Genomic DNA, 19,360 nt, shown 5'->3' on the forward strand with positions numbered 1-19,360 from the left:
TACACAAGGCATTGTAAAAATATTATAACTATAGTAATAGCTCTGTAGTTATAAAAATCTCTATTATTGAGTAAAAATACAACTATGACCAAACAAGAAAAAGTAGATTTTGTTATAAATACGTTAAAGGAATTATATCCTACCATTCCTATTCCTTTAGACCATAAAGATCCTTACACCTTATTAATAGCTGTTTTAATGTCTGCTCAAAGCACAGATGTTCGTGTTAACCAAATAACACCACTACTATTTGAAAAGGCAGATAATCCTTATGACATGATAAAATTAACTGTGGATGAGATAAGAGAGATTATAAAACCCGTAGGATTATCTCCTATGAAAAGTAAAGGCATTCATGGTTTATCACAAATTTTAATTGATAAACATAACGGTGAAGTCCCAAAAACATATGAAGCACTTGAGGCTTTGCCTGCGGTAGGACATAAAACTGCAGCCGTTGTTTTATCTCAAGCTTTTGGTATTCCTGCTTTTCCTGTAGACACTCACATTCATAGACTTATGTATCGTTGGGGATTTACCAATGGTAAAAACGTTATACAAACTGAAAAAGATGCTAAACGCTTATTTCCTGAAGCATTATGGAACGACTTGCATTTACAAATTATTTGGTATGGTCGTGAGTATTCGCCTGCTCGTGGTTGGGATCTTGATAAGGATATTATTACAAAAACGATAGGTCGTAAAACTGTGATAAATGATTATTACAAAAAAAAGTCCTGACGACTAATCAGGACTTTTTCAAAGTTTAGTTGAGAAGTGCTTCAAACTTCATCTTATTACAATTTATAACACTTAAAGCCTTCGAATAATTAAGAAGAAAATTAACCGTTTCTTCTTTTGGGTTTAAATTAGTTTGACTTTGAGGAGTTTTTTTTGAGTAAAGTTTTGCCATCTATATAATTATTTGGTTATACACTTTACTTAACGCCTATAAATTTTGATTATTGTATTTAAAATCAAAAAAATTATTAATTCGTCAATATAATATTGTGTTTATCTATTATCTTTCTCATATTAATTAATGCATAACGCATTCTTCCTAGCGCAGTATTAATGCTTACACCTGTTTTCTCTGATATTTCTTTAAAGCTCATATCATTATACATACGCATTACCAAAACTTCTTTTTGATCTTCTGGCAATTCTTCTATAACACGACGCACATGACTTTCTACTTGATTTTTTATAATACTTTTCTCTGCATCTAATGCACTATCACTTATCACCGAAAAAATATTAAAATCTCCAGTATTGCTAAATTTTGGCATTCTATTATTTTTTCTAAAATAATCTATAACCAAATTGTGAGATATACGCATTACCCAAGGTAAAAACTTCCCTTCTTCATTATACTTCCCTAATTTTAAAGTCTTTATAACCTTAATAAAAGTATCCTGAAAAATATCTTCAGCAATATCTCTGTCATAAACTTTTGAGTAAATAAAGCTATAAATACGTTGTTTGTGTCTAGTAATAAGAATTTCTAAAGCTTTTTCATCACCTCTAAGGTAATTACTAACTAAAGTAGCGTCTGAGATAAGTTCGTTGTGCATAATCATTACTTTTTAAACATAGATATACATCTATGGCTTGGGTTAAAAATGTCAAAAAAAAGTAATTGTATGCTATAGGCTACTTATATGATTTTTAGATTTATATGTTCCAAATATAACAACATTCATTTCTAAAAAGCAAAAATTATTTAAATTTTTCTTAAAAAAAATGCTAATCTATCTATTTTTTAAGCTAATAATCTTGTAGTATCTTTGCGCAATTATCTTCTATAATTACTATGGCTACAAATATTTCTGAAGTAAACCCTAAAACCAATATTATCATTAAAGGTGCTAAACTGCACAACCTTAAAAATATTGATGTTGTTATTCCTAGAAATAAATTAGTGGTTATTACTGGGCTTTCTGGTTCTGGTAAATCTAGTTTAGCTTTTGATACGTTATATGCTGAAGGACAACGCCGTTATGTTGAAAGTTTATCTAGTTATGCGCGTCAGTTTTTAGGGCGTCTTAATAAACCAAAAGTTGATTACATAAAAGGAATTGCTCCCGCCATTGCCATAGAGCAAAAAGTAAACTCTACAAATCCAAGATCTACAGTAGGTACGACTACAGAGATTTACGATTATCTAAAACTATTATTTGCTAGAATTGGTAAAACATACTCTCCAAAATCTGGTGACGAAGTAAAAAAAGATACGGTTGCAGATGTATTAGCTTTTGTTAAAACATTTACTGAAAGAGAAAAGCTACTACTACTCGCACCTATTCATCTTGAAGAAGGTCGTACCATGCCTGAAAAATTAAAGGTATTACAACAACAAGGCTATGCAAGAATACAAGTAAATAATGAGGTTTTAAGAATTGAAGATGCTACAGATAAACCCCTTGAAAATGTGTTTCTTGTAGTTGATAGGATTATTACAAAAAACGAAGAAGATTTTTATAACAGACTAGCTGACGCCATACAAACTGCCTTTTTTGAAGGTAAAGGCGAATGCTATATTGAACAGTTAAGTAACAATAAAAAACGTCATTTCAGTAACAAATTTGAACTAGATGGTATAGATTTTTTAGAACCTAATATTCATCTATTTAGTTTTAACAACCCTTACGGAGCGTGTCCTAAATGCGAGGGTTATGGAGATATTATTGGTATTGATGAAGATTTAGTAATACCTAATACAGCGCTTTCTGTATATGAAAATGCTATTTTTCCTTGGCGCGGAGATAGTATGAGCTGGTACAGAGATATGCTTGTAAACAACTCTCATAAATTTGATTTCCCTATTCATAAACCTTATTTTGAGTTAAGCGAAAATCATAAACAGCTCATTTGGGATGGTAATGAGTTTTTTGAAGGTTTAAACAGTTTTTTTGCTGAATTAGAATCTAAAGCATACAAAATTCAAAATCGTGTTATGTTATCACGATACCGTGGTAAAACAAAATGTAAAGCCTGTCAAGGCAAGCGTTTACGTCCTGAAGCAAATTATGTTAAAATTGGTAGTAAAACCATTACCGATTTAGTAGACATGCCTTTAGATAAACTAATTACATTTTTTAAAAACCTAGAGCTAAACTCACACGAATTAAAAATTGCTGAACGCTTACTTAAAGAGATAAACAATCGTTTAAGCTATCTTGAAAATGTAGGTTTAAATTACTTAACACTAAACAGAAAATCAAACACGCTTTCTGGTGGTGAGAGTCAGCGTATTAACCTAGCTACCTCTTTAGGCAGTAGTTTAGTAGGTTCTATGTATATTCTTGACGAGCCTAGTATTGGCTTACACCCAAAAGACACCGAAAAACTTATAGATGTTTTAAAAGCATTACGAGATTTAGGAAATACCGTAATTGTTGTAGAGCATGATGAAGATATTATGCTACATGCTGATGAAATCATAGACATTGGTCCAGAAGCAGGTACTTTTGGTGGTGAAGTTGTTGCCGCTGGAACATATAGCGATATGCTTGCATCAAACTCACTAACAGCACAATACCTAAATGGTAATTTACAAATTGATGTTCCTAAAAAACGCCGTGTATCAAAATATCATATAGACATAATAGGCGCAAGAGAAAATAATTTACAAAACATTAATGTTACACTTCCTCTTAACATGCTTACTGTTGTTACAGGTGTTTCTGGTAGCGGAAAAAGTACACTTATTAAAAAAATCGTATATCCGGCGTTACAAAAAAAACTTACCGATTTTGGAGATAAACCTGGACAGTTTAGTGAACTAAAAGGCAACTTTAGTAACATAAAGCACATAGAATTTGTAGATCAAAACCCTATTGGGAGATCTTCTCGTTCTAATCCAGTAACATATATTAAAGCTTATGATGATATCCGCTCGTTATTTGCTAGTCAAAAATTGAGTAAAATACGAAACTACCAAGCAAAACATTTCTCTTTTAATGTTGATGGTGGCCGCTGCGAAACTTGTAAAGGAGAAGGCGAAGTAACTATTGAAATGCAGTTTATGGCAGACGTTCACCTTACTTGTGAAACTTGTAATGGTAAAAGGTTTAAAAAGGAAGTTTTAGAAGTTACATTTCATGATAAATCTATTGATGATATTTTAAATATGACAATAGACGACGCCATAACGTTCTTCAACAATCACGATCAAAGTAAAATACACAGCAAGCTTAAGCCTTTACAAGATGTTGGTTTAGGCTACGTTACATTGGGGCAAAGTTCATCAACACTTTCTGGTGGTGAAGCGCAACGTATTAAGCTTGCATCATTTTTAGGAAAAGGTAGCAAAAGTGATAATGCGCTGTTTATCTTTGATGAACCTACAACTGGTCTACATTTTCATGATATTCAAAAGTTATTAAAATCGTTTAATGCTTTAATTGAAAAAGGACACTCTATTATTGTTATCGAGCACAACCTTGAACTTATCAAATGTGCCGACTATATTATAGATCTAGGTCCTGAAGGAGGCGAAAACGGTGGTAAACTTATGGCTAGCGGAACTCCTGAAGAAATTGTTGCCAATGCAAATTCCATCACAGGTAGTTACCTTAAAGAAAAGCTCTAATAATATAAAAAAGCAAAAAAGGCTAAAAAGAGTGTTATTGGAATAAGTATTGTAAAAAAACTTAATACAATAACATTACTTTTTACAAAGCTTATAAACCAACCTTGTTCATAAAAACGTTTTAGGCCTATAAATAAGTATATAAAGGTAGATAACATAGTTAGTACTGTTATCCAAACAGGAAAATTTGACCATATAAAGTTACAGGCTACCAAAATACTAAATACTGTAAATAGATAAGCAAAAAAGTAAAAGCTAAACACCAAATGATAGGCATAAGCTCCTTTTCTAAAATACATTAGCTTTAGTAACAATGCAAATATTGGTAGTAAAAAAAACATGGCTATCGGAATGGTATCATAAAAACGTTTTAGAATAGAACCGCCACTTTTATATTTATAAAATTTTAAAAACTGTTCATAAAATTTTCTTTTTAAATAACCCGCATCATCATCAAGGCCCATATACTTATAAATAACTTGATCTGAAGCTCCTGCTTGCAATAATGAATCTACGCCTGTTTGATTAAAACCAGCAAAATTATACGACCTTTTAGAACTTGAACTTGAACTTGAGCTTGAACTTGTTTTTATAATAGAGTCTAGCGATTTTATTTCTGCATTTGTCAACTCTAAATCTTCATTGTTTTTTATATAAGGTGCCATATACTGCTTAAACTGAACAGAATCTAAAGGCTTTTGGTACATAGAGTCCATAACAACTTTAGCTCTTTCAAAATCTTTCTTAATAGAAGCATCAAAAAGAGTTGCTTGCCTATTTGCTATAAATGAAAACAAGAAGAAAAGTACAACCGAAATAAACAAATACATTTGAGCCGGATGCAAATACAGCAAACGTTTACCTTCTAAAAAACGCTTTGCCAAATACCCAGGTCTTGTCATTAACGGAATAAAGCTTTTAAAAAAACGTGCATCTACAGAAAAGTAGTTACTAATAGTATTACTAAACAGAATTCCCAGTGTTAATTCATCTTTAGATTTTTGCCCGCAATAAGGACAAAACTTATAAGTTACATCAAAAGATTTTTCACAGTTTTTACAAGTGTATTGGTTAGTTGGCATAATTAGCATAGTTGGTACTCATAAAAGTATAAAAAAAAATCGTTCGCATAAACAACACAAACAACTAACAATCAGCTTGTTATTTTTTTGGCACGCAAATTGAAAAGGATAAAACAAATAGCGTAAGCCGAAAAGCTAATGAGTAGGCATCATCTAAAAACCTAAATATTATGAAAAAACTAGGACTTTTATTTACAGCATTACTAATAGGATTGGTAACTGTATCAGCAGCAGAAAAAACGTCTGAAAAATTGGTAAACAATTTAGAGATCAACACGCGCTATAATTATACACAACCTATAAGGTTTGTAGAGCGTGGTGTAGAATTCTTAATCTTTCCTGACGGAAGTTTTGATTTTAACACGCATACCCAATCACCATACTATTCTGGTAATCTTTATTACAGAACATCTACAACTACTAGACGTAGTTCTGTAAACAGAACATTTGGCGCTCCAAGAACTACGGTTATAAATCGTGTGCAGTATTCTCAACCTAGAAATACAGGTGTACTTATAGAACATGATACAGATGGTAAAGTAAGACGTATTGGTAATGTATTTATTAATTATGATAGAACAGGAAAAATAAAACGTGCAGGATCTGTTTATATGAGCTATAATCGTATTAATGGCTTATTGTCTCAAGTAGGTGGTTTATATATACATTACAATAATTGGGGTCAGGTAATTAATACCAGCGGATTTATAAACCAAACAAATAATACAACTTTTGGGTATAACTCACCGCAAAACGGCACAGTTTATGATACTAATAATTGGTATGGAAGTGATGAAGATTTCTATTACTACAAACAAAACGGAAAAACACCAAGTAAAAAGTAGGTATTAGATTTAATATATTTTGTTAGTTAATTTGATAAATCCCAGACAATCTTTTGATTAAGACTGTTTGGGATTTTGTTTTGCATAAAGAAACAAACCTGTTTCTAATTATCATTTAGTGTCCAAATAAGCGCTTTTTCTTTAGTAGCTCTAAAAATAGTATGGTGTTTTTCTTTTGGTTCATCAGCGTATTTCCATGTAAGTGTTTCTGGCGCATGGCTTATTAAGGCCTTTTCAACACTGCGAGTGTATTGCGAGATATCTTCAACACTAGAACCTGCAAACCAAAGTTTTAACTCTGTGCCAGGCAATTTAGAAAGTAACGTTTCTGCATGGCTTGATAAATAATGATTATTCCACCAAAGCGACGGGTCCATAGCTATATAAAAATCAAATGCTGTTGGTTGCACAAAAAACGTTTCCATAACAAATAGTCCAGCAAGCGACTCTCCTATTATACCTTTTTCTTTAGTAGTTCGGTAAGTTGCGTTTATTTCAGGCATTAACTCTTCTGTAATAAATGCTCTAAAGTTTTTAGCGCCATCTGTTATAGGACAATATTGTTTATCGTCCTCTGCCTCTGAAGCTCCTGTTAAATCTCTTCCGCGTTCAGTATTCTCAATACCAACCAATATAAACGGTGGTATTTTATTTTCTGATAACAGTTTGCTTAATGTATTAGCAATATGCGGAAAATCTTCTTTTACGCCTCCATCTGGCATATACAACACCGGAAAACTATCTGTTGATGTATCATAACCTGGTGGTGTCCAAATATTAATAATACGTGTTTCATTTACATGTTTTGAAACAACTGTTATACTATCATGATCTGGTACCGGATCATTATAAGCAACCTGCTTACTTTTACAATTTGCGAGCAAAACCAAAATACCAATAAATGCATATATTTTTTTCATAAGTCTATCTTTTAAGCTTACTTATTTATAAGAGAATCTCTTTATAGTTTATCATCCTAAAAACTACAAAATTTTAATTACTTTACAAGGATTTCCATAAGCTAAAACATTGTCAGGCACATCTTTAGTCACTACACTTCCTGCACCTATAGTTACATTATTACCTATAGTAACTCCAGGAAAAATCACAGAGTTACCTCCTACCCAAACATTGTCTCCTATAGTTACAGGTTTTGTTGATGTCAGGTAGCGTGATGTATTGCCTTCTGTAATGATTCTTTCTGAAGCTTTTAAAGGATGTGTTGCCGTGTAAATTTGTACATATGGTGCTATTAAACCGTTTTTTCCAATGGTTATTTTGTTATTGTCTAAAAACATACAATTGGTATTCACAAAGGTATTTGCGCCTATAGAAATATTCTTGCCATAGTCACAAAAAAAGGGCGTTTCAATCCAAACATCAGGACCCTTATACTCAAAAAGAGCACGTAGTATGTCCTCTCGTGTTTCTACTAATTCTGAATCTAAATTATTGTATTGTTTTAAAAGTTTTCTGGCATTGTGGTACATAGCAATCAACTCTGGGTCTCTAGAATTGTAATGATCGCCATTTAGCATTTTTTCTTTTTCTGTCACCTTATTATTAAAAATTTATTTATTTCTTATTTTTCTCCTATCACTGCAAGTAACTAGTTCTCTTCTTATTAACAAGCACGTTATTCTTGTTGCTTTGTTAATATCGGCCTATATTTTTTGAATTATTATTACTCAAATCTTAATAATACGTTATTGGCATTATAATTCATAAATCTCAATAGGCAAATCATCAGGATCACTAAAAAACGTAAACCGCTTTCCTGTAAACTCATCAATCCTGACAGGCTCTGAATCAACACCTCTTAATGCCAAAAAATCTCTTGTTCCATCAACATCTTTCACGCCAAATGATATATGGCGCAAGCCTGTTGCTTCAGGTCTTGATACGCGTTGTGGCGGATTTGGAAAAGAAAATAACTCAATCAGGTACACGCCGTTTAGAGATAAATCTAGCTTGTATGAGTCTCGCTCTGCTCTATAAACTTCATGACTAATTTCAAATCCTAAAACCTCTGTATAAAAACGTTTTGATTTTTCATAATCTGAACAAATAATTGCAATATGATGTAACCGTTCTATCTTCATTTTTTTGTGCCTAGTTTCTTATTCTTAACTATTGTGGTTATTATTTACTACACCCGAAAGATAACGAACGTTTTTATATTGGTTTATATGCTGCGACCATTTGTTTGTTATTATTAGTAAGGTTGCCTAGATGTTGCATGAATACTGTATGAAATTCAGTACAGGATTGAGCATGACAAGTTTGTGGTGGTCAATCAGAACTTTGTACCAGTCAATCAGAACTTTGTACCACCTAATCAGAACTTTGTACCAATCAATCAGAACTTTGTACCACCTAATCAGAACTTTGCGGTGAGCAATCAGAACTTTGTGGTGAGCAATCAGAACTTTATGGTGAGCAATCAGAACTTTGCGGTGGTTAATCAGAACTTTGTGGTGGTCAATCAGAACTTTGCGGTGAGCAATCAGAACTTTGTGGTGAGCAATCAGAACTTTGTGGTGGTTAATCAGAACTTTGCGGTGGTCAATCAGAACTTTGCGGTGGTCAATCAGAACTTTGTGGTGAGCAATCAGAACTTTGTGGTGGTCAATCAGAACTTTGCGGTGAGCAATCAGAACTTTGTGGTGAGCAATCAGAACTTTGTACCACCTAATCAGAACTTTGTACCACCTAATCATAACTTTGTACTAGTCAATCAGAACTTTGTACCAGTCAATCAGAACTTTGTACCACCTAATCACAACTTTGTACCACCTAATCATAACTTTGTACTAGTCAATCAGAACTTTGTGGTGAGCAATCAGAACTTTGTACCAATCAATCAGAACTCTGGAACGGTTAATCAGAACTCTGGAACGACTAATCAGAACTCTGGAATGGTTAATCAGAACTCTGGAATGGTTAATCAGAACTCTGGAATGGCTAATCAGAACTCTGGAATGGCTAATCAGAACTCTGGAATGGCTAATCAGAACTCTGGAATGGCTAATCAGAACTCTGGAATGGTTAATCAGAACTCTGGAATGGCTAATCAAAAGTCTGGAATGGCTAATCAGAACTCTGGAACGGTTAATCAGAACTCTGGAACGGTTAATCAGAACTCTGGAATGGCTAATCAGAACTCTGGAACGGTTAATCAGAACTCTGGAACGGTTAATCAGAACTCTGGAATGGTTAATCAGAACTCTGGAACGACTAATCAGAACTCTGGAATGGTTAATCAGAACTCTGGAATGGCTAATCACAGAACCGGAATGGCTGATTAGGAGTAGGTGAGGACTGGGAATGGATTATAGCCGTTGTTGCCCACAGTTATTTTTTAAAATTCTTTAATATGTACTGGTAATCACTGTCCGATTCACTTGCAACAATAATTCCGAATGTTTTTAATTTATATGTCACCAAATATTGGGTCAGAAATATTTTTTCTTCTCCAAATGTTTGCAAGTATTTTACTTTTACGACTTTGGAAATTCCATATGTCAAAAATTTACTTTCAAGTCTTTTTCTTTCTACTCCAAAAGATTCAGATTCAACAAAAAGATGGTTTTCAAGCAAATCAACATAAACTTCAACTGCTTCTTTGGTCAGTTCCACGTAATTTCCAGATTGAAACGATATATTGTTTTTATAGTTACCATCTTTAATAAACATTTCAACCGTTTGTCCCATTTTTTTGAAATTCTCCAATTTCTGAAATTCATATTCCGAGAGTTCATTTAGGTCAGGTGAATTTTTAATTAATTCTGCGACTGTTTCAATACTTGTTTTTTTAAAATCTTTAGGTATATAAATTTTCTTTTCAAGAAATTCGACTAGTTGTAAGTTACTGTCTTTAAATTCAGGTGGAATTTCATTTTTGTCCGATTTACAACTTAAAAAAATCAGTATAATAAATGTCAGCAGGATGTTTTTCATAATTGTGGGCAACGTGTTTGTATATGGTTTGTTGCGTGGTTAAGCAATTAAGTTAACAAATAAAAACCGAATAGAAAATCCGCCAGGATTTTCGTAAGTAGGCTAGAACAAGCAATAAATTATATACGGTGTTAGCAGCTGTTATTTTAATTCAAAATTCTTGTAAACACAAATAAGGTCAGTAACTCTGTAATTTGTTTTTTCAAATTCAATAGTTAGTTGTTTGTATTCATTTGGATTTAAACCGTAATAACGTAGTACGTCTAATCCATTGACTCCTATGTTGTTGCTGTTTCTGACATCCATAACTTTTTCTCCAATTGTAGAAAATTCGGATTCGAATAGAAATCCCTTAAATTTAATTTCTGTTGAATATCCATTATCATCAAATATCAATGTGAAATTTTGATAATTTTTTATAATTGATTTAAGTCTTTTTCTAAATAATTTTTCAATTAATATCATATCATTAAAATTAGTCCATTTTTAAGTAAAATTAATTCATTCGCTCCATTATGAAAAATGGTACTCTTATAATATTCGTCATCGTTTATAATAATTGATAGTTCCCATTCTGTAATCATTTTTTTATTGTTAGCTTCATTAAATGACGTGAAACCTTCTATGGATTTTTGAATATTGACGAAAGATATATTAAATAGTATTAACCCTCCATTCTTTATTGTGTTTGTAAGTACAGAATAAAGTTGACTACTTAAAGGAATTGACGGTGGAACATCTTTGTAAAAAACAGTTGGATGATGCATACAATATGATTTCAGTTGTTCACTGACAATTTTAAAATTGTCAAGATTTTTTCCCAATGAAATTTTATGATTATTAATGTCTCTTATTCTCTGAATCATTTATGTTTTTTGCGTCAGATATAATTGCTGCTAACGTGTTTGTATATGGTTTGTTGCGTGGTGTAGGCACTAAAGTTAGCAAATAAAAACCGAATAGAAAATCCGCGAGGATTTTCGTAAGTAGGCTAGAACCAGCAATAAATTATATACGGTGTTATGTGCAGGCTTTTTTATAGTTCGTTAGGTAAATATTCGCTGTATTTCGATTTAAGATAATCTAAATTTTTCTCATTATCCATTAAATTTAAATTCAATTTGTCCTTTATAAATTCATATCTAGTTCTAGCTTCATTAAGAATATGTCCCCAAGTTAAAACATAAACATCATATAAATCTGTAGCGACTACGTGTCCATATTTCCTGTCGGTTTGTTCTAATTCTGGTTCAATATCTTGTTTTATGTCTTTTGTTATTAGAAGAAATTTCCATTTAGTTTTTTCTTTTGGAAATCTTTTGTCGTTACATATTCTAGAAGCGTAAAGTTTAATTTGCATAAGTTCTTCAACTCCTGCATCAACTTTAGGTTTTTTTAATTCAATTATCAAATTAGTTTTGTGTCCTGGAAGACCTTGAGGGAATTGTCTCCAAAGACAAACATCAGGAATAATTTGTAATTCTGTATTTGATTCGCTTGTTACAATTTCTTCAAAATCTGTTCTACCCAAATGTTTTAAATATTCTTTTAGAACATTTTTTAATGTAATATCATCAACTCCATAAGTATATTCGTCTCCAAATAGCCAAGTTTCGTTAATTAGTATTTTATGTAAATGTTTTCTTTCTAAAACATTTTTATTTAAACTTTTATTATAAATTAATTCTTCTAAACCATTGATAAAACGCAATCTATTCTTTATTTCTGTCATAGTATCTATAATACTAGACAAGGAAGTTTCTTCTAAGATTTCAACAAGCTCTTCTCTTTTTTCATCTGGTAATTCAATTACTTCTGTTAAAATTCTTTGAAGAGAAGTGGAATCTTTCTCTAAAGCTTCTTTTATTAATGAAAGTGTGAATTTTTTACTTTTATTGTCTTGATTTTCAAAGTCTGGCAAATATTCATTCACTTGAAGTGCAACTATATCAAATACTTGTCTTTTACTTTTTTCTATAAGTGAGTCTGCATTTTCTTTATAAGGATAGAGTCCTTTTGACTTTAATTCATTAATGAATTCTCCAGAATATAAATGAAGTCTTTTTCTAACATATTCACGAGCGAATTTTTTTGCTTCTCCGTAAGCATTTTGTAAAATATCATCAAAATTTTCTAAATCGATTAGATTTTCTCGATGTAGTTTTTCTACATAAATTGATTGTATAAAGATTGAAATAGGAATAGTGGAACGAATACCAAGATTTAATTCTTTAAATGGAACACCTTTGGTGTTACATAAATATGTTTTCTTTTTTATATCAAAACTCCATTCTATTACTTTAATGACAAAACGATATGATAATTCTCCGTCTTCTATTAAAAAGTTTGTTTCGTCTGTATTTTTTATTAATGACTCAAATTGTAATTTATTGCCATTGAAATAAATATTGAAATCGTTATAATTTATCCAATAAGAAGCAAATTTTTGTTCTATTTCCTTTCTGAATTTAAAGTCGAGTGCTTGATTTACATTTTCTTGATTTAAATTCAGAATTTCAACTTTAAAACCTGTTTCTGTTTCTCCTTTTGGAAGTGTTTTTAAATCACTAAAATTTGAATGAGATAAATTATTTCGGTCAAATGTTATTGTAAATTCTTTTAATGATTCACCATTTTTATAAACACTTGTAAACTTTACTAAATCTCCTAAAGCAAGTGATTTATATCTTCCTTTTCCTTCTTTTCCGTGATAATGACGACCATTTGGACTTGTGTTAATATGTTTCTTTTCAGAACCTCCTAATCTACCAAATACATTTTGAGCTTTTGTATAATCAATACCAAGTCCGTTATCAATAATTGTAAGGTTTTCATATCCTCCAAGTTTATTTTTATCGTATTCGATTTTAATTTCTGATGAATCTGCATCAAGAGAATTCCACAAAAGTTCAGAAATTGCAGTTATTCCACTCGCTCTTGTTAGAGATTCGATATGGTCTTGTTCAACTCCAATATCAATTATTTTTGCCATATTTTATGTTTTTTTCAGCTTGCACATAACGGTTATGTGTAAGGAACGTTGCGTGTTTGCGTGCGAGGATTTTCCGAAGGAAAATCAGAAGCTAGCAAACAAAGCAACGACCAAACGATTGAACTAAAATAAGCAATGTTTTTTACACGGTGTTGCCAACCGTTTTTATTTAATTAAACTTTTAATTATGAACTCATATATAGCAATTCCAGCAGCAATTATTCCGATAATCCAAGATACAATTTCAAGGACAGATTTTGTTTTAGGAATTTTATCAGTATTGTTTTTTATATTTTGTTTAATCGGGCTTTTTAAATCTATATTTCCAGATGACTGATTTACTTGTCCAATTGTTGAACCCGAAAAATTATTAGAAATGTTTGATTCCGTATTTTGTCCGTCTAACCAGTTTAAAAATTCCGTCCACGATTTTAATTCAATTAGTTTGGTTAGATATTTACGGTTTTTAAAATCGGAAGCAAAACCATATTTAGTCGGCTTATGTAAAAGTCCAAGATTTTTAAGATTTATAATCAATTCAGAAATTTCATCAGGACTATCTTTTGTTAAGGTAATTGATTCACCATTTTTTAAATCCTCTAAATATTTTAACGTTTCGTCTGTCATAAGTTTGAGTGAGTTCAAATGGTTGGCAACGGTTTAGTATATGATTTGTAGCGTTGTTTCAGCGAGTAAGTTAGCAAATAAAAACCGAAATAGAAAAACCGCGAGGTTTTTCGTAAGTAGGCGAGAAGCAGCTATAAATTATATACATTGTTAGCTGCCGGTTTTTCTTTTTAACGTTATATTCTCACGTAAACTGTTCGTACGTTATGTAATTTTACACTTGTTTTCCTTTTTTACTTAAAAATCTCAAAAAAAACTCCGATTTATTATTCCGTTTTTTTCACGTTTTGATTTTCAGTCAAAAGTTCTACGATTTCAATTTTCATAAAGTTCAGCCGAACGATTTGCCATTCCGCTTATCAGCCAAAAGTTGAGGATTGTTATATTTTCGAAATGTAGATCTGAAGTTGGGCTAGCCGAAATTCGTGCGTAAAATTCCGTTTGAGTAAGAAATCCAGCGTAAAGTTCCATATGAGTGAAAAGTCAAACGTAATGCTCCAAATGAGTGGAAAATCAAGCGTAATATTTTATTTGTTCAGTTTAAAATTCCAGCGTCATTTTTTTAATGCAAACAATAACAAAATAGAGTAAAAGCCTTATAACTGTTGGTCTGCACCAAAATGGCTGCTAACGGTCTCGTATAACCGTCAGTTACGGGTTAAAGTACGCAAATTTTTCGGTTTAGCACTGACGTTAGCAATTCCGAGTGGATTCGGACGTAGTCGAATCCGCCGTAATTGCGGTTATACATTGTTGCCACCAGTTATTTTTCTATGACATATTTAGTTTCCATTTCCTGTAATTTGCTTTCTAAAATTCCAAATTTTGTTTCTGAATAATCGGTTCTGTTCCCTTTAATTAATTCAATAGTTTTTTTGTCTTTTTTAGAATTCCAAATAGACTTTTTCTGTTTTGACTTAATTTCTGAATTAGTTAAGTCCAAAAGATTATATGAAATAGGCTGTGTCAATTTTATTTTTGAAGATAAAACAGGGCAATAACCTTTATCCTTAAATTCTTTTATTGGGATAACTATGTTCGTTTCACTCTCAAAAGTTACAGGCTTTATCGAATATTTTGTTTTATTAGAAATATATTGAATTCCGTCAATGTGTTCGCTGTTCGTAACCCATTGCAATAATAATTGAGGTATTATATATTCAGGCACGAAATCACTTTCATAATTTTCTACTTTGATTGATGAAGCTAATAATAGAGGAAATGAAACTATGAAATTTTTAATATGTCGTTTTACTCCATCTTCGCATTCCTCAAATGGTTTTTCTGCCCATTTTCTAATTATATCGCTACGTTGATCAAGAAATAAAAAATTAAAATCACTTTCGTTTAGGTCAAATCTGGAAATGTGAATTTTGTTTATATCTGGTCGGTTTAGTTCTTCCCAACAAGTATAAATTGAAGTACCTAAATATAAGCACGGCACACCTGAAAGACTAAATCTTTGCCGTCTAACAAGATTTCTTAATTCAAAAGGAATGTGGAATAAATCTTTCCTTTCTAATTCAGTACTATCGCCAGTTCTAACACGATATAGTTTATCTCTTCCTTCAGTAACTTGCTCGGTTTGTATCCAAAGATGACAACAAACATTTTCCAAACAATTAACTAATTGATTATATGCTGTTGCAGTTTTTCCTTCATAATAAGAATGTAAGGCACTAAATATACAATTTAGTTGAGATGATATTATTTCTGAATTTTCTTTAATATAATCGCCAAGTTCTCCGTCAAATTCTGAAAGCGTAGAATGAAATTCATTAAATTTATTTTCCAAATATTTAATGAAATCTCCTTTCTCTCTTTTTACAGGAAGATTAAATATTGGTTTATTAAGTATTTCTAAATTCTTGTTCATTTCTCTAATTGGTGGCAACGGTTAGTATATGAAAAGTAGGCGATTTTGAAGCACAAAACTTTCGGTTAAACACTTACTTTGACACGAGCCAAAAGCCTTGATTTTATTACTGTTTCGCCTATTTTTTATATACATTGTTACCACCTGTTATTTATTCTTCTCGCATCTATTTTCAATTACTTTTAATAGTCTGTCTTGAAAGTCTGTCAAGATTATGTCGCCCCAAATTTTACCATAAAAATTGATTGTTGAAGTCAACTGATAACGTGAAGAAAGGGTCAATTTAATTTGTCCGTTTTTTAATTCGGTCAGTTCGTATGTTGCGTCAACAAAGTTGAAATAGTTACCATTTAAAACGTGTTGGTCAAATACTTTTTGTCTAACCGTTGCAGGGTCAATTTTTATGTCGAATGAAACTTCCTTATTCTCGTCATATTCTGTGATTGTTTCAATGAACATTAAACCACCTTCAAAATTTCCTATTCTTTGTCCGCCAAGTTCTTTTTTGTCAATAGTTGCACTTATTGGTCTGGGAATTCCGACAGAATTGAAAAATCCTGAATTATATTCTTTCTGGTCGATAGTTTGTACTTCTACAATGTTATTCCAAATTTTTTCAGGTGTTGCGTCTATGATAGCTTCACTTTTTACAATATATGTATCAGAAGGGCTTTTTATGTATTCTTCGACAGGTGCAAATAGAAAAGGCAACAAAACCAAGGTCAGCAGTTTTCCTTTACTTTTTTGTTTGTTAATCTGAACAACTCTATAAATCAATGCTCCAATTGTTCCTAATATAAAAAATGGTGCTGCAAGAACCAACAAACAAATGAAGTCTTCGATACCAAATAAGAACATGCTCAAAAAGAATGTCACAACCGTAAGCCAAGGAATGAAAATTATGTTTCTGTAAGATTTGAGTTTTTCATTGTCGGCAAACATTAATGGAATAACTCCCAAAATGGTCGGAATAATAAACAAGTATGTCACAGAAGCCAAAGTTGCTTTTTGTCCAAATACTAACCTTGTCACAAGTCCGTACGCAATACCGAGTACAATCCCGATAATTAAAAGTCCGTATTTCTGTTTAAGTTTCGTCATTTTCTAATAGGTGGTAACGGTCTTGTATAACAATCAGTTGCGGATTGATTAAAAACTAAGATAGCTAAAATTACCGACTTTTAAGCTTGCGCGGTTGTGTCCGCAGGACACAAAGCCGCAATTGTTGTTATACGGTGTTGTGCAACGTTTTTTTATTCGTTAAATTCAAAATTAGCTTTTTTTTCTGTTGATATAACTTTTTAATTTCGCAAAACCAGTCATCATAGAAACTTACTAGTTAGTTACGGTTAACTGCATACTTATACTATATGTTTGTGATTTTTTCCATAAACCATTAATATTATACCAACTATCTGTATAATTATCAACGCTTATTGCGTCAATTGATGGTTCATAATAATACCAGTTATTATTTTTATTAGGAAAACATTTATTTTGATCCAAAAAAATATAATTCAAGGCGATGAAAACACCTTTTTCAGGAAAAGTTATATTTAAATGACTTAAGTCTAATTCAAATGCGTTGTGCCCTTTTTTTAAATTGCATATTATGTCTTCATTATTAAGGATTCTATCTGGCTTACCATTGTTATCTACGGAATAAATGAATACTGATAATATTCTATTTTTATCCGAGCATAATGTTTTAAACTTAACTTTATCTAGGAATACTATATTTTGAGTTGGTTTTTTAAATAATTTAGAAACTTGTGATATGGTGTTATTTTGAATAGTACAGACAATGCCTACATTTCCATTTTTAGCTTTTCCTAATTTATATTTTTTTGAATTTTTTTTCTGAGTTAAAACAACCTCACTTAATGTAACTGGTTTAACTTCCATTAAAATATTTGATGTGTTTTTAATTGGAACACTATCAAGAGTTTTATAACCAAGTGCTTCTATCTTAATTGTTGAATTTAAGTATTTATCTTTAATTTTAAATATGCCTAAAGAATCACTAGAAGTTAATATATTATTATTTGCATAAATATAAGCATATTTTATAGGTGAATTATCCTCAGATGATTTTAAAGTATATAGATTTTGACTTTGACTAATATTGCAATAAAAAACTATAAATAAAAAGATAAATTTTGCTCTCATCAATTAAATATTTCAAATAATAGTCAAACTTCAAAACCAAAATAAAATTCAAATGTTACTAAAATTTTTGATTTATAAATGTTGCACAACGTGTTTGGCTATGGTTTCGTTGCGTGAAAATCCGCGAGGATTTTCCGCCGTAAACCGAAGATAGCAAATTTGCGAGGACTTTCCGCAAGGAAAGTCAGAAGCAATGAACTATAGCCGGTGTTGGCTACAGTTATTTTATTTTTATGCCACTCCATTTACGCTAAAGTCTACAAATTCCTTTTTGTCAATTATATAATTTATATTCCAAAATCGACTTCCTCCGTCAAACCACATTTGCCATTCCGTTTTCCAAGAGTCGTCTGGTTTTGTCCAACCTCTAATTGATTCCCAAATACTATAGCCATTCCAAATGAAATTTACGTGAATTACTCTTTGTCCGTATTGGTCAATAAATCCGATATATTGTCGGTCATATTTTTTTAATCTTTTATGAATTATTGGTCCATAATGTTTTCCTTGATTCGGTTTGTTTTTATTTATCTCTTTTATTTGGCTCCGTAGTTGCTTTTCCAATTCCACAATTTCTTCTTTTGTCGGTGTAAATCTTTTTTCAATTGATGGATTTTCGGTTAGCGGAATGTCATAAGTTTTAGGGAAAATTGCTCCATCAAAATTTCGGCTTTCTATCAACTCAATATTTTGAGAGAAAGTCAGTCCAAAATTAAGTGTTAATATTATTAGAAGCAGGTTTTTCATAATTGTAGCCAACGGTTTTGGCTATGATTTCGTTACGGAAAAATGGGCGACCATTTTTCCGACGTTGACCGAAAGATAGCAAAAATGAATGGAATTTCCGTGAGGAAATTCCGCCGTAATGAATTATAGCCGTTGTTAGCTTTTAGTGCTTTTATAATTCATTCCGTTTTTTGTTTTTTCGGTCAGCTTTTTATTCAGGTTTCTTTAATTTCTACGTTTAATTCATTCCGTAAACTTGCTCAAATTCCGACCGTTTTTTAATTTAGGTTTGAGTGCGCAATTCCAGCGTTGTTTTTCCAGTTCCGATTGCGCAAACAAGCTAAAAAGTCAAGCGTAATTCAATTCAGAGTTTGAGTGAGCAATTCCGCTGTTGTTTTTCATTTCACGTTTGAGTGATAATTCCGAAAATTTTTGAAATTCCGCACACAGTTTTTCTGATTTATCTACCTTAAAATTCTGAAAAAAATC

18 protein-coding genes are annotated in these 19,360 nt (G+C 31.5%); 4 read left to right on the forward strand and 14 right to left on the reverse strand.

Annotated elements, in window-relative coordinates; genetic code table 11:
- Positions 1 to 84: 84 nt before the first annotated feature.
- Positions 85 to 741, forward strand: coding sequence for an endonuclease III domain-containing protein (locus tag ACN5J3_RS12990; protein ID WP_418512014.1), 657 nt, complete (start codon positions 85 to 87; stop codon positions 739 to 741).
- A 248-nt stretch (positions 742 to 989) separates the two neighbouring features.
- On the opposite strand, the gene ACN5J3_RS12995 is transcribed toward ACN5J3_RS12990, so the two are convergent.
- Positions 990 to 1,574, reverse strand: a complete 585-nt coding sequence (locus ACN5J3_RS12995; protein WP_417291223.1) for an RNA polymerase sigma factor — start codon at positions 1,572 to 1,574, stop codon at positions 990 to 992.
- 239 nt (positions 1,575 to 1,813) lie between these two features.
- Between ACN5J3_RS12995 and uvrA the strand changes: the two genes are divergently transcribed.
- Positions 1,814 to 4,594, forward strand: a complete 2,781-nt coding sequence (gene uvrA / locus ACN5J3_RS13000; RefSeq protein ID WP_418512015.1) for an excinuclease ABC subunit UvrA — start codon at positions 1,814 to 1,816, stop codon at positions 4,592 to 4,594.
- Here the strand turns inward: uvrA and ACN5J3_RS13005 are convergent.
- On the reverse strand, positions 4,591 to 5,676 hold the full coding sequence (locus ACN5J3_RS13005) for a DUF3667 domain-containing protein (protein WP_418512016.1): 1,086 nt from the start codon (positions 5,674 to 5,676) through the stop codon (positions 4,591 to 4,593). The two genes, uvrA and ACN5J3_RS13005, sit on opposite strands and share 4 nt — an antisense overlap.
- Positions 5,677 to 5,846: 170 nt before the next feature.
- Between ACN5J3_RS13005 and ACN5J3_RS13010 the strand changes: the two genes are divergently transcribed.
- Complete coding sequence (locus ACN5J3_RS13010) at positions 5,847 to 6,521, forward strand: hypothetical protein (RefSeq protein ID WP_418512017.1); 675 nt, start codon at positions 5,847 to 5,849, stop codon at positions 6,519 to 6,521.
- 104 nt (positions 6,522 to 6,625) lie between these two features.
- On the opposite strand, the gene ACN5J3_RS13015 is transcribed toward ACN5J3_RS13010, so the two are convergent.
- From ACN5J3_RS13015 to ACN5J3_RS13025, 3 genes are all read right to left on the reverse strand, one after another.
- Positions 6,626 to 7,441, reverse strand: coding sequence for an alpha/beta hydrolase (locus ACN5J3_RS13015; RefSeq protein WP_418512018.1), 816 nt, complete (start codon positions 7,439 to 7,441; stop codon positions 6,626 to 6,628).
- 63 nt (positions 7,442 to 7,504) lie between these two features.
- On the reverse strand, positions 7,505 to 8,077 hold the full coding sequence (locus tag ACN5J3_RS13020) for a sugar O-acetyltransferase (protein WP_417291228.1): 573 nt from the start codon (positions 8,075 to 8,077) through the stop codon (positions 7,505 to 7,507).
- 159 nt (positions 8,078 to 8,236) lie between these two features.
- The gene (locus ACN5J3_RS13025) at positions 8,237 to 8,623 is read right to left on the reverse strand and encodes a VOC family protein (protein WP_418512019.1); all 387 of its coding nucleotides are present in this window, start codon (positions 8,621 to 8,623) and stop codon (positions 8,237 to 8,239) included.
- 186 nt (positions 8,624 to 8,809) lie between these two features.
- Here ACN5J3_RS13025 and ACN5J3_RS13030 point away from each other — a divergent pair, with 186 nt between their 5' ends.
- Positions 8,810 to 9,829 carry a hypothetical protein gene (locus tag ACN5J3_RS13030; protein ID WP_418512020.1) on the forward strand — a complete coding sequence of 340 codons (1,020 nt, stop codon included), beginning with the start codon at positions 8,810 to 8,812 and terminating at the stop codon, positions 9,827 to 9,829.
- 46 nt (positions 9,830 to 9,875) lie between these two features.
- On the opposite strand, the gene ACN5J3_RS13035 is transcribed toward ACN5J3_RS13030, so the two are convergent.
- The 9 genes from ACN5J3_RS13035 to ACN5J3_RS13075 form a co-directional block, all read right to left on the reverse strand.
- Positions 9,876 to 10,481, reverse strand: coding sequence for a hypothetical protein (locus ACN5J3_RS13035; protein ID WP_418512021.1), 606 nt, complete (start codon positions 10,479 to 10,481; stop codon positions 9,876 to 9,878).
- Positions 10,482 to 10,622: 141 nt separating this feature from the next.
- Positions 10,623 to 10,877 (reverse strand): hypothetical protein, encoded by a 255-nt coding sequence (locus ACN5J3_RS13040; protein ID WP_418512023.1) that lies wholly within the window; start codon positions 10,875 to 10,877, stop codon positions 10,623 to 10,625.
- A gap of 65 nt (positions 10,878 to 10,942) precedes the next feature.
- Complete coding sequence (locus tag ACN5J3_RS13045) at positions 10,943 to 11,347, reverse strand: hypothetical protein (protein ID WP_418512024.1); 405 nt, start codon at positions 11,345 to 11,347, stop codon at positions 10,943 to 10,945.
- A 170-nt stretch (positions 11,348 to 11,517) separates the two neighbouring features.
- Positions 11,518 to 13,473, reverse strand: a complete 1,956-nt coding sequence (locus ACN5J3_RS13050; RefSeq protein WP_418512025.1) for an ATP-binding protein — start codon at positions 13,471 to 13,473, stop codon at positions 11,518 to 11,520.
- 165 nt (positions 13,474 to 13,638) lie between these two features.
- Positions 13,639 to 14,100: a hypothetical protein gene (locus ACN5J3_RS13055; RefSeq protein WP_418512026.1), complete on the reverse strand. Its 462-nt coding sequence runs from the start codon at positions 14,098 to 14,100 to the stop codon at positions 13,639 to 13,641.
- A gap of 763 nt (positions 14,101 to 14,863) precedes the next feature.
- Positions 14,864 to 15,976 (reverse strand): hypothetical protein, encoded by a 1,113-nt coding sequence (locus ACN5J3_RS13060; RefSeq protein WP_418512027.1) that lies wholly within the window; start codon positions 15,974 to 15,976, stop codon positions 14,864 to 14,866.
- Positions 15,977 to 16,123: 147 nt separating this feature from the next.
- Positions 16,124 to 17,077 (reverse strand): hypothetical protein, encoded by a 954-nt coding sequence (locus ACN5J3_RS13065; RefSeq protein WP_418512028.1) that lies wholly within the window; start codon positions 17,075 to 17,077, stop codon positions 16,124 to 16,126.
- A gap of 234 nt (positions 17,078 to 17,311) precedes the next feature.
- Complete coding sequence (locus tag ACN5J3_RS13070; protein ID WP_418512029.1) at positions 17,312 to 18,145, reverse strand: hypothetical protein; 834 nt, start codon at positions 18,143 to 18,145, stop codon at positions 17,312 to 17,314.
- Positions 18,146 to 18,376: 231 nt separating this feature from the next.
- Positions 18,377 to 18,892, reverse strand: coding sequence for a hypothetical protein (locus ACN5J3_RS13075; protein ID WP_418512031.1), 516 nt, complete (start codon positions 18,890 to 18,892; stop codon positions 18,377 to 18,379).
- Positions 18,893 to 19,360 lie beyond the last annotated feature (468 nt).

This window comes from Corallibacter sp. (genome assembly GCF_048381695.1).
Classification (GTDB): domain Bacteria; phylum Bacteroidota; class Bacteroidia; order Flavobacteriales; family Flavobacteriaceae; genus Corallibacter; species Corallibacter vietnamensis.

Coding starts and splice junctions, on each gene's coding strand:
- ACN5J3_RS12990 (WP_418512014.1), top strand. CDS start 85: ATGACCAAACAAGAAAAAGTAGATTTTGTTATAAATACGTTAAAGGAA.
- ACN5J3_RS12995 (WP_417291223.1), bottom strand. CDS start 1,574: ATGCACAACGAACTTATCTCAGACGCTACTTTAGTTAGTAATTACCTT.
- uvrA (WP_418512015.1), top strand. CDS start 1,814: ATGGCTACAAATATTTCTGAAGTAAACCCTAAAACCAATATTATCATT.
- ACN5J3_RS13005 (WP_418512016.1), bottom strand. CDS start 5,676: ATGCCAACTAACCAATACACTTGTAAAAACTGTGAAAAATCTTTTGAT.
- ACN5J3_RS13010 (WP_418512017.1), top strand. CDS start 5,847: ATGAAAAAACTAGGACTTTTATTTACAGCATTACTAATAGGATTGGTA.
- ACN5J3_RS13015 (WP_418512018.1), bottom strand. CDS start 7,441: ATGAAAAAAATATATGCATTTATTGGTATTTTGGTTTTGCTCGCAAAT.
- ACN5J3_RS13025 (WP_418512019.1), bottom strand. CDS start 8,623: ATGAAGATAGAACGGTTACATCATATTGCAATTATTTGTTCAGATTAT.
- ACN5J3_RS13035 (WP_418512021.1), bottom strand. CDS start 10,481: ATGAAAAACATCCTGCTGACATTTATTATACTGATTTTTTTAAGTTGT.
- ACN5J3_RS13045 (WP_418512024.1), bottom strand. CDS start 11,347: ATGATTCAGAGAATAAGAGACATTAATAATCATAAAATTTCATTGGGA.
- ACN5J3_RS13050 (WP_418512025.1), bottom strand. CDS start 13,473: ATGGCAAAAATAATTGATATTGGAGTTGAACAAGACCATATCGAATCT.
- ACN5J3_RS13055 (WP_418512026.1), bottom strand. CDS start 14,100: ATGACAGACGAAACGTTAAAATATTTAGAGGATTTAAAAAATGGTGAA.
- ACN5J3_RS13060 (WP_418512027.1), bottom strand. CDS start 15,976: ATGAACAAGAATTTAGAAATACTTAATAAACCAATATTTAATCTTCCT.
- ACN5J3_RS13065 (WP_418512028.1), bottom strand. CDS start 17,077: ATGACGAAACTTAAACAGAAATACGGACTTTTAATTATCGGGATTGTA.
- ACN5J3_RS13070 (WP_418512029.1), bottom strand. CDS start 18,145: ATGAGAGCAAAATTTATCTTTTTATTTATAGTTTTTTATTGCAATATT.
- ACN5J3_RS13075 (WP_418512031.1), bottom strand. CDS start 18,892: ATGAAAAACCTGCTTCTAATAATATTAACACTTAATTTTGGACTGACT.